Origin of the sequence: Candidatus Magnetobacterium casense (genome assembly GCF_000714715.1) — a bacterium.
Taxonomy (GTDB): Bacteria; Nitrospirota; Thermodesulfovibrionia; order Thermodesulfovibrionales; family Magnetobacteriaceae; genus Magnetobacterium; species Magnetobacterium casense.
The window spans coordinates 23013-34043 of the sequence record NZ_JMFO01000033.1; the positions used below are offsets into that span (position 1 = coordinate 23013).

General features: G+C 46.9%; 9 protein-coding genes and 2 pseudogenes. 4 read left to right on the top strand and 7 right to left on the bottom strand.

Annotation, left to right across the window (positions count from 1 at the left end; genetic code table 11):
- Positions 1-4: 4 nt before the first annotated feature.
- Positions 5-286 carry an HU family DNA-binding protein gene (locus Mcas_RS13620; protein ID WP_040336103.1) on the bottom strand — a complete coding sequence of 94 codons (282 nt, stop codon included), beginning with the start codon at positions 284-286 and terminating at the stop codon, positions 5-7.
- 189 nt (positions 287-475) lie between these two features.
- Between Mcas_RS13620 and Mcas_RS17070 the strand changes: the two genes are divergently transcribed.
- On the top strand, positions 476-1069 hold the full coding sequence (locus Mcas_RS17070; RefSeq protein WP_052567485.1) for an SGNH/GDSL hydrolase family protein: 594 nt from the start codon (positions 476-478) through the stop codon (positions 1067-1069).
- A gap of 58 nt (positions 1070-1127) precedes the next feature.
- Positions 1128-1535, top strand: a complete 408-nt coding sequence (locus tag Mcas_RS13630) for a bacteriohemerythrin (RefSeq protein ID WP_040336104.1) — start codon at positions 1128-1130, stop codon at positions 1533-1535.
- Between the two features lie 27 nt (positions 1536-1562).
- On the opposite strand, the gene Mcas_RS13635 is transcribed toward Mcas_RS13630, so the two are convergent.
- From Mcas_RS13635 to Mcas_RS13655, 5 genes are all read right to left on the bottom strand, one after another.
- Positions 1563-2990, bottom strand: coding sequence for an NADH-quinone oxidoreductase subunit N (locus tag Mcas_RS13635; RefSeq protein ID WP_040336105.1), 1428 nt, complete (start codon positions 2988-2990; stop codon positions 1563-1565).
- A gap of 10 nt (positions 2991-3000) precedes the next feature.
- Positions 3001-4503 (bottom strand): NADH-quinone oxidoreductase subunit M, encoded by a 1503-nt coding sequence (locus Mcas_RS13640; RefSeq protein WP_052567486.1) that lies wholly within the window; start codon positions 4501-4503, stop codon positions 3001-3003.
- Entirely contained in the window at positions 4500-6440 is a 1941-nt protein-coding gene (gene nuoL / locus Mcas_RS13645) for an NADH-quinone oxidoreductase subunit L (protein WP_040336107.1), read from the bottom strand. Before nuoL ends, Mcas_RS13640 begins: the two co-directional genes overlap by 4 nt.
- A 3-nt stretch (positions 6441-6443) precedes the next feature.
- A complete protein-coding gene (nuoK, locus tag Mcas_RS13650) occupies positions 6444-6746 on the bottom strand; it encodes an NADH-quinone oxidoreductase subunit NuoK (RefSeq protein ID WP_040336108.1) in 303 nt (100 codons plus the stop codon).
- 220 nt (positions 6747-6966) lie between these two features.
- A complete protein-coding gene (locus tag Mcas_RS13655; protein ID WP_040336109.1) occupies positions 6967-8679 on the bottom strand; it encodes an IS1634 family transposase in 1713 nt (570 codons plus the stop codon).
- A gap of 344 nt (positions 8680-9023) precedes the next feature.
- On the opposite strand from Mcas_RS13655, the pseudogene Mcas_RS13660 reads away from it, so the two are divergent.
- Positions 9024-9551: pseudogene (locus tag Mcas_RS13660) on the top strand (ISKra4-like element ISUnCu20 family transposase); the annotation flags it as partial.
- 92 nt (positions 9552-9643) lie between these two features.
- Here the strand turns inward: Mcas_RS13660 and Mcas_RS13665 are convergent.
- Positions 9644-10639 carry an NAD(P)/FAD-dependent oxidoreductase gene (locus tag Mcas_RS13665; RefSeq protein WP_268749010.1) on the bottom strand — a complete coding sequence of 332 codons (996 nt, stop codon included), beginning with the start codon at positions 10637-10639 and terminating at the stop codon, positions 9644-9646.
- A gap of 83 nt (positions 10640-10722) precedes the next feature.
- Here Mcas_RS13665 and Mcas_RS13670 point away from each other — a divergent pair.
- Positions 10723-11031 (top strand): annotated as a pseudogene (locus tag Mcas_RS13670) (IS5/IS1182 family transposase); the annotation flags it as partial.

Below are 11031 nucleotides of genomic sequence, written 5' to 3' on the forward strand. Positions count from 1 at the left end.
CTCTCTACTTTTGATCGTTGACGGCATCTTTAAATGCCCTTCCTGCTACAAACTTAGGAACCCTTGCCTCAGGTATGTTTATCACCTCACCTGTTCTTGGATTGCGACCTTCTCTGGCCTTCCGTTCTGTAACCGAAAACGTGCCAAATCCTACCAACGTAACCTTCTGACCATCTTTTACTGCATTGATAATGGAATCAATGGTTGCATCGAATGCCCGTGCGGTATCTGCCTTGGAAAGGTTTGCCTCCTTTGCTATGTGGTCTATCAGTTCTGCTTTTGTCATTGCTAATTCCTCCTTATTGTTTTTATATGATATATCTATTAATTTCTTCTATCTTTTTTTATCTGCCCTGTATTGACAGGGGCTTGTAATTTACAAACACTAAATATTAATATAAACTATACTATAAAAGCAAATAAAAAAAAAGGAACAAATCAAATTGCAAATGGAAGACATTAAGAAGGGGCATGTATGGATGACAAGATGTTAGTGGTTGCCTTTGGTGACAGTCTGACGGTGGGGTTTCAATCGCCCACGTATGACAGACCTTGGTATGAGGAGACACCGTATGCTGGGTTTTTAAGCCAAAAGCTGTCAGATACGATCAATTTTGTCACCAGGGGGATAAGTGGAGAGCTTACTGAGGAGATGGTGAGACGTTTTCCCCGGGATGTCATTGCCCTCAAGCCCGATTATGTGGTCATACTTGGGGGGTCAAACGACCTTGGATGGGGGGTACAGCCAACCGTGGCTATGCAGAATCTCCATACGATGTATGCGATGGCAAAGGAGGTCGGTGTTATGCCCGTCGCAGTTACCGTACCGTCGATATCGGGATACGATCCCCTGATAAAGCCCAGGGTGGTCTTAAATGACATGATAAAGGAGACTGCCGCCAGGATTGGTATACGTTGCGTTGACATGTTTACAAGCTCTGCCGAATCTGACACCTTGCGTCTGGCACCACAGTACTCAAACGATGGTCTGCATCTGAGCACTGAGGGCTATATGTTGCTGGCAGACCTGCTATACAACGAAGTCTTTATTAACCTCCGGCAGCAGTAGTCGGCAGGATAAATAATACAAAAACCTATCAAATATATACAGAAGGAGAATAGAACCGATGATTCAATGGGATGAGAGTCTGGCAACCGGCGTCAAGGAGATCGACAAGGAACACAAGGAGATAATTGCCAGGATAAATAAACTGATCAGCATGACCGATAAGGAGAAGGAGCTTGAAATCGATAAGACCCTGCGATTTCTGGGCGGCTACGTAATAGATCACTTTGCCCATGAGGAGGAGTACATGATCAAGTACCAGTACCCGGAATATGACGAGCACAAGGGGGAGCACATAAGGTTTCTCAAGAGCTATTCCAGCCTGAAGAAGTTGTTTGATTCTGAGGGGTCCAGTGCCCTGATCATTAACGCAACAGAGAAGCAGGCCGTTGAGTGGCTTGTCAAGCACATACAGCAGATAGACAAGAAAATGGCATTCTTCCTGCAATCCAAGATGAAAAAGGCATAGCCGGACCGAATCCGTATAGTGTCCGGTCTATATAAATCGGAACATATGCCTCATCGAGTCTATGAGCTGTTGAGGCATTATGCCCAGCATAAGGGTCATAACCAGCGATACACTCAGGGCAAGTCTGAGGGCAAAGGAGTCGGCGATCCCTGTATCGGGGCGTGCTACCTCGGGTTGTCTCATATACATGTACATGACGACCCTGAGGTAGTAGAAGGCCGATATGGCGCTAAAGAGGACGGCTGCTATGGCCAACCAGCGGTGTTGTGCATGCAGCAGGGACAGGAATATGGAGAACTTTCCGATAAAGCCACCCGTTGGGGGGATACCCGCCAGGGAGAACATAAACACGAGCATGATGGCTGCTACAAAGGGGTGCGTCTTGGCAAGTCCTTCAAGGTCGTTGAGGGTTTCGCATTTGCAGTCTTGGGTTGTCAGCAGGATCAGGATAGAGAATGCCCCGACGTTCATAAACATATAGATAAACAGATACGTCATGATTCCCAGGACGCCCTCGGCAGAGCCGGGGACCAATCCCAGCAGCATGTAGCCGGCATGGGCAATGGAGGAGTAGGCGAGCATTCTCTTGAGGTTGCTCTGCGCCAGTGCAATGAGATTACCCACCAGCATGGTCAGTATGGCAAGAGCGGTTACGATGACAGACCAGTTGTCGATCATTGAGGGGAACACCGTCAGCAAGACCTTTGCAAGGACGGCGAATCCGGCTGCCTTTGGCCCCACCGACATGAAGGCTGTAACGGAGGTCGGCGCCCCCTCATAGACGTCAGGAGCCCACATGTGAAAGGGTACTGCGGCTATTTTAAAGCCGAACGATACTATAAAGAGCACCATCGATATCAGCAGTAGGGGATTTCCCATCAGTCCTCTGTAGTGGATGTAGGCGCCAATCCGTGCGATGTCCATTGTGCCCGTTGTGCCATAGAGCAGCGACATGCCGTAGAGGATTATGGCCGTGGAGAAGGCCCCCATCAGGAAGTACTTAAGTGCTGCCTCTGTTGAGTGCTTGTCGTGTCGTATAAAGCCTGCCAGGATGTACGTAGACAGTGCCATCAGCTCCAGGCCGAGGTATATGAGCATCAGATTGGTTGCCGAAACCATCAGCATCATGCCCACCGTAGAGAACACCAGGAGGCTGTAGTATTCACCGAAGGAGGAGTTTTTGATCTTCATGTACCTGATCGACAGCAATATGGTCAAGGTCAGGTTGACAAGGAATATCACCTTAAAGACATAGCTATAGGCGTCAAGTTCAAAGACGTCGGCAAAGGAGCCTCCCCTGGTGCTCAGGGAAAAGAACGCCGCCAGGACGCCAAACAAGGTCAGGACGGCTATGTACTCCTTCTGTTTTATGACGAGTTCCAGCAACAACAGTACTGTTGCCAGGCCCAGGAGTATCAGTTCCGGGGCGATGGCCGAAAAGTCTAATCCTTGCATTTTTTCTCCCTTACCGTTTCCATGTCAGGCTCTCATGCAGGGTATTGCCATGTACCCTGTCTATCAGTGCGGTAACACTGGTGTTTAACATGCTTATAAAGGTTTCGGGATAGACCCCGATCCACAGCACCAGGACAAGCAGCGGCAGGAGTATCACAAGCTCCAACGGGGTAACGTCCTTGAGGTCCTTTATTTTTTCGTTTACGGTGGTGAAGAAGACCCTTTGATACAGCCACAGCATATAGATGGCGCCAATAATGATACCGCTTGAGGCCACGATTGCGGCTATGGGGCTTCTGGCAAAGCCTCCGAGCAGGATGAGGAACTCTCCGATGAAGCCGTTGGTACCCGGCAGGCCGATAGAGGCAAACGTAAAGACTATAAACAGCGACGAAAATACTGGCATTACACTGGCCAATCCGCCGTAGTCTGATATCTGCCTGGTGTGTGTCCTGTCGTAGACCATGCCGATGCAGAGGAACAGTGCCCCGGTCACTATGCCGTGGTTTATCATCTGCAAGAGGCCTCCCTCGATACCGTTGACGTTCAGTGAGAATATCCCCAGGGTCACAAAGCCCATGTGGCTGACCGAGCTGTATGCTATGAGTCGTTTGAAGTCGCTCTGCACCATGCAGATCAGTCCTCCGTAGACTATTGCGATCACGGAGAGGGTCAACATGGTTGGCGTCAGAGCAATGGCGGCTTGCGGGAACAGGGGCAGAGAGAATCTCAGAAAGCCATAGGCGCCCATTTTTATGAGGATGGCCGCAAGGATCACGCTGCCTGCCGTTGGGGCCTCGGTGTGTGCATCGGGCAGCCACGTATGCACCGGAAACATCGGCACCTTGACGGCAAAGGCCGCAAAAAACAACCAAAACAACAACAGTTGCAGATTAAACGGCAACTGAACCGACATCAGCTTCGTCAGGTCAAAGGTATCGCCATGGACGTACAATATGATGATGGCTATGAGCATCAGCACGCTGCCCACAAGGGTATACAGGAAGAACTTTATTGCTGCGTATATCCTGTTTTTCCCGCCCCATATGCCAACTATCAGGTACATGGGGATAAGCATGGCCTCCCAGAAGATATAGAACAGGAATATGTCTATGGAGCAGAACACCCCTATCATTGAACCCTCTACGAGGATAATGGCTATGAAAAATTCCTTGACCTTTTCTTTTATTGAATTCCACGAGATCAGGACACACAGGATTGCGGTCAGGGCAGACAGCAACACCATCAACACACTGATGCCGTCGATGCCGATGTAGTATTGCACGTTCCAAGATTCGATCCACACGTGTTTTTCTACAAACTGCAATCGTGCACTACCTTTGTTGAAGTTCATAAACAGCGGTACTGTTAGCAGCATCGTAGTCACTGATACCACAAGGGCGATCCACTTGATCAGGGTTTCCTGTCTGCGGCTTACCAAGGCCATCAGGGCCGCTCCGAGGATCGGAACAAATATTAACAGGCTTAGAATTGGGAAAGTAGTGCCCCTCATAGCGTCTTCCATAGGTTAAAGATTACGTAGAAGGCTATAAGCACAAGCCCTGTTGCCATGATCATCGAGTAGTGCGACACAACTCCGGTTTGCAGCAGGCGCAGCCGACCTCCAATACGGTTTATCAGTGAAGGGACTCCATTGACTATACCCTCGATGAGGGTCTTATCGGTTAACTTATTGAGGATGTTGTCCGATATCCAGTAGAAGTTTCTGATTATCAGTGCATCGTAGAGTTCATCGACATAGTATTTGTTAAACAGCACCCTGTGTACTGTGCTGAATTTTTCGGCGAATTTTTTGGGCAGTCCGGGGTTTTTGATATACATGAAGTACGCCCCGCCTATGCCCGTCAGGGATATGATCACGGAAAATATCATCACGGCCCACTCCTGAGCCGCCGAGCCATCACCGGATGGATGTCCCACCACGGCGGACATAAATACACCGAAGCTGTCGTGTCCGCCCAACACGTGTGGGATACCGACATACCCCGCTGCCACTGCCCCTATACCCAGGACTATTAGCGGCACGGTCATGGTGTATGGGGATTCGTGCAGGTGTTTTCCCACCTCCGGCTCTCCCCTGAAGTCTCCGTAGAAGGTCAGAAACACCACCCTGAAGGAGTAGAACGCCGTCATCAGGGCTGCTGCCGTTGCGAGCATCCACACGATGGTGCCCACGGGCGTGTGCGAGGAGATGGTACGCCAGAGGATTTCGTCCTTGCTGAAGAACCCCGACAGTCCTGGTATACCCGATATGCTCAGGGAGGCCAGGAGCATGGTCCAGAAGGTGATGGGCATGTGTTTTTTCAGTCCGCCCATTTTTTGTATATCGAGTTCTCCTTGCATGGCGTGCATGACGCTTCCGGCTCCGAGGAACAGGAGGGCCTTAAAGAAGGCGTGCGTGTAGAGGTGGAAGATTCCCGCCGCATAGGCGCCCACCCCGCAGGCCATAAACATGTATCCCAACTGACTGACCGTTGAGTATGCGATTACGCGTTTGATGTCGTTTTGTACCAGGGCGATAGTTGCCGCAAAGAGTGCGGTCAACCCCCCGATGATGGCCACCACGGCCATTGCCGTAGGAGAGGCGTTAAAGATGGGGTTGGTTCGTGCCACCATAAATACGCCGGCTGTTACCATTGTGGCTGCGTGGATCAGGGCGCTGACGGGCGTTGGACCCTCCATGGCATCGGGCAGCCACACGTGCAGGGGGATTTGTGCCGATTTACCTGCCGCACCGCAAAACAGAAGCAGCGCTATTACCGTCAGGAGGTTTACCTGTATGCCAAGTATATTGACGGTTTGAGCAACGACCGAAGGCAGCCCTCTGAAGACCGTGTCGTAGTGCAACGAGCCAAATGTCAGAAAGATAATTATGACGCCCAAGCCAAAGCCAAAGTCTCCGAACCTGTTGACGATAAATGCCTTTTTAGCGGCCACGGCTGCCGATTTTTTTTCGTACCAGAAGCCTATAAGGAAGTAGGAACACAACCCCACGGCCTCCCAGCCAAAGTACAGTTGCAGGAAATTATTTGACATCACGAGCATCAGCATGGAGAATGTAAAGAGGCTCAGGTAGGAAAAGAACCTGTAATAGCCCTCGTCTCCGTGCATGTAACCTATCGAGTATATGTGTACCAAGAGACTGACGGTGGTTACGACGATCAGCATCACCGCCGTCAGTTGGTCGATCATAAACCCCACCGACACCTTAAGGTCCCCCGAGGACAGCCACGTATAGAGGTCAACGTTGACCACCCTGCCGTTTAATACCCCCTTGAGTGCCAGCAGCGACAGCACAAACGATGTACCCACCGCTGCAATCGCTATCCAATGTGCGTGGTCCTTGAACAAGCGCCTGCCAAACAGGATGTTTATCGCAAACGCTATCAGCGGCATAAGCGGTATGTATAAGAAGCTCTCTTGCTGCATCCTTTACCCCTTCATTTCGCTGACTTCATCGACGGATATGGTTTCGTAGTTTCTGTACAGCAGTATGACGAGGGCAAGTCCGATGGCTGCCTCGGCTGCGGCTACGGCTATGACCATAAACACCATTATTTGTCCGGTGAGGTCTTCGAGGTAGTGACTGAAGGCCACCAGGCTTACGTTAACCGAGTTAAACATGATCTCTACCGACAGGAGCATGATAATGATGTTTCGCCTTGTCAGGTAACCAAACATGCCAACGCAAAACATTATACCGCTTAACCATATATACCAGTTTAACGGTACCACATCAGTCCTTCATACAGTAACATTTTCATCTTTGCTATTATACACATTTGTCACATGTAAAGTATATAAAAAAATGTTGGCTGTAAATATTTCTGTGATAATTAATTTGACAATGTCAGATTTAACTTGGGTTTTTTTTGAGTAGATACAGCAATAGGAAAAAAGCCAATATGGATGCGTATTTCCAGTGCTATGAAAAAAATGGCGTGTATCTACAACTTTAAGAGGAGTCTGAGACCTTATCTGAGACTTCTAAAATGGCTTTTGGAGCCGATATATCAAGTGATTTTAGCGTATATTTTACCTTAGAATTGATTTCGTTACGTTGGAAAAAACCTAATTTAGCCGTTTTAAACTCAGTAACTTGCAAAGAAGCCAACGTTTCCTTGATCTGCCTCCACGGTTGGTCACAATTAAGTTCTATCGTCCTCTCTATGAGCAGAGCAAGAACACATATCTTTACATGTGCCACAATGCGGTTAGTTAACCAGTGATGCATTGGTTCTATCTTGATCTGGGTATGCTTTAGCGTCCTGAAGCAACTTTCTATGACCATCAAACTTTTATATCCACACGCTGCGTCTTCAACACTTATGGTGTCATCGTTGGTTGTAATCACCCATTTACCATCATACACAGCAGCATTTTTTATTGCATCGTTATCTATTCTTATGCAATCTTGGGTATCCACAGTAAGATAGCGTTTATACCTGCCGGAAGCCTTTAATTCTATCGCCCATTGTTGGGTTGCTTTATGGCAGGTATGTTTTATTAGTATCTCTTTCAGTTCTTCAATAACAATCTCTCGATGTTTACTTTGTTTTTGGGCTTCAGATGGATTATAGCACAAGATATACCGTCTTCTGCGCTCACCATCACCAACAATTACCTCTTTAGCGTGCAAGTTCTCTGATATAACCTTATATCTGACCTTTGCGGAAAGGACTATTTCCTTTATCTCTCTTATTGCCAGTGCGGCTCGCACCTTGACGCTACACATACGTGTTGCTAACAAATACTTACCACACGCCTTGGCTAACTCTTGGCGATTGTCCTCTGAGTTCATGCCTGCATCAGCCACAAATAAAGCCCTTCCAAGTTTCCACCCTTTGAGGTCTGATTTTACTTGTTCTACCGTTTTTACATCCGCTGTGTTACCTGGAAATACCCAACTTCTTACTGGCAACCCTTCTCTTGTTACAGCCAAAGCCACAACAACTTGAGGAGACCATCCACCATCTTTGGACTTACCGTACTTCCTCAAACCACTGTCATCATCTTCGTAGTCAATAGAGAATGAAACTGTCGTAGTGTCATAAAATATGAGGTCAATATCAGTATTAAACAGGTTAGCGGTGCGGAAGAATACTGCTTTCTCTATCTCTTCGCTATTTTCATATAGAAAATCCATTGCTTTATACATATGTGCTAACATAAGACCTCTGCATGATGGTAGATATACCGTTGCGAGCCATCTATCCCATACACCTAATTTGGATTGTGGTTGACACAATCTATTTGCTGTCATTGCCAAAAGTGCTTTATCATAAGGTATTTTGTCGCCAGTATTTTTGGCAATACTCCTCAATTCAGACCCTATCCCTAATCTTTCCCAAAGTTGCTCTATTACAAATACAGCACCTAATTCCAAGGAACGAACAAGTTTTATGTCTTCCGGAAGTCCTGCTTGTTCTTTGGAGGTAGAGGTTTGTTCCGGAGTGATACTGTCAGTAACAGTAACTCCACAAACTCTTGCTATCGATCTGCATAACCGTACCAAATCATCACGGTTTAGAGTATCTGCACGACCGAAATTATATATCACTTTGACCTCTGGGACTTTGGTTTTAGGGTTTCGTGTGTTATGTGCAAGCTGGTAGTATGTGGTTACTGAACCATCCGTATTTTTACGAGTTGTTGTTCTCAAATACATACCTACAAATATAGCATATACTACATGGTTACGTCAAGACTTATTTTGAATAGCGTGTATCTACGAGGTTTGAATTTTTAGGCTGTTTTTTGACTGTAAACCAGCATGAATACTATGTGCCTCTCTCCGTGTGTGCCTATTTGGAAAAAACCCAAGTCAGGGACTTTTTTACTACCCCCTGAACTATTACGGATAGACTAATCTCAGATTTAGGAGATATGTGAGCCTCTTGCAAATCTCAAATCAAGCAATTATAGTGCCCCCAAAATATCATTTAATATCAGCCACTTACAAAATGAGCTTTTTGCTATATTTTACATAACATGTACTTTTGCAAGAGGCTCATGTTAAAAGGCGCTGTACAAGCAATGTTGGGAGATGTTTTTGATATAAATGCGGTGGAAAGCAATTTTACAGAATTGTTCATGATACTTCGCAAGAAAGTGACGGAAGAAATATTCCAACAAATGGATATTGAACATACAGAGTGTAAAGAATGTGGCAACAAGATGAGAAGTAAGGGGAAAAAACACAGAAAGATAAAGGGTTTAGTGGACTACGATATACAGGTCAGAGTGTTTTATCGTGACAAGTGTGACCGTTATGAAAAACCATTAGATAAGATAATCGGCAATACGGGACAAATCACATTAGAGGTTAAAGAAGCGATGGTGTTGTTAGGTCAGCGGATACCATTTGAAGAAGCGGGTTCTTACATTAAAAAGCTATTAAAGGTAGAGATAAGTCATGAAAGCATACAGGAATTGGTGGAGGGTACAGGTGAAAAGGTATCAAAAGAGGAAATGGAAATAGTAGTAAACGAAATAAATGGCAATGGATATGTGAAAGATTGGAAAGACGGTGAACGAGTACGTCTATCCCTCTCCCTCAGCCCCCTATCCTTCAAGGGGACCTGGAGCAGCAGAAGCAGAGTTGCCCCTTTCTTTCTTCTTCTTCCGGCTTCCTATCCCCACTCCAGCCGCCGTCTCTTTCTGTGATGGATGTACTTCTCCGCCGACAGAGCCGCGACGCACCCGTTTGCTGCGGATACTACGACCTGCCTGACCTCGACACAGGTTACATCACCGGCGGCAAATACACCCTCGATGTTGGTCTCCATCATCCGGTTGGTTATGACGCACTCTTCGTCGCTGATGTCCACGACAAAGTCCAGGAAATCCACGATTGGTCTGTTGCCATGAAGATACATAAAAATGCCATCCGTGGGTATAACCATCTCAGCTTTATCGCCTTTGTTTTCGAGCACGATGGCCTCTACAACATCCGAGCCACGTATCTCAACCACCCTCATGTTTAAATGTATCGTGATGTTATTCTCAGACAACGTGGGATGCCTTTGCAACTCTGCATTGTTTGTGGGCGCAATGAAATTAACCCTGTCTGCAAACCTGGCCAACACGGAAGCCTCTTTGATCGCCTCCTCCGACTCCCCGACAAGACAGACCACCTTGCCACGATAGAAGGCCGCATCACAGACCGCACAGTAACTAACCCCCCTGCCGAGGAAATCCTTTTCCCCCTTTACCGAAGGTTTTCTCCCCATAGCGCCGGTGGCAACAATGACCGCCCTTGTCGAATAATTACCGTCCATCGCATAGACTTCCTTGATATCAGCGTTGAACTTTACCCCTATCACGAGCGTCTCCACGTACTGTGCACCAAAGGCTATGGCCTGTTGCCTGAATAAATCGAGCAGTTGCGGACCGGTCATCGGCTCTAGGACGCCAGGATAGTTCTCTATCTTGTTCGATGAGGCAAGTGCCCCAGCCAACGGCGACTTATCCAGGACAATGGTCTTCATACCCATCCTGGCCGCATACTGCGCCGCTGACAGACCGGCTGGGCCACCACCTATAATCACAATGTCGTATACATTTTGTTCATCCATAACGTTAAACCTCTGTTTAAAAAAAAATACTGTAACTTGAGCCTCTTGCAAAACTCCTAAATTTTAATGATATTTTAGCCCTCCCTATGATAAAATAAATCTCCTAAAAACATCTTAAATCATAAGGAGAGCATATGTTAATAGAGAGTATATCATGGCTATTAGGAAAAGTGCAACGACTATTGTTCCCAGAGCTTGAAGAGATTTGTACCGACCCCATAACTGAAAAGCAAAAGCATTTAATTACAATCCTGGAGATAGCTCAAATAGAAAAGTATATGGGGTGGGTAGATAATCAATGTAAAGGGCGTAAACTTAAAGAAAGAGATGCTATTGGCAGGGCATTTGTGGCTAAAGCCGTCTATAATTATCCTACAACGAGTCTGCTGATAGAATCTCTAAAGACAATGCCAAACCTGAGGACAATAAGCGGATTTGCTAAA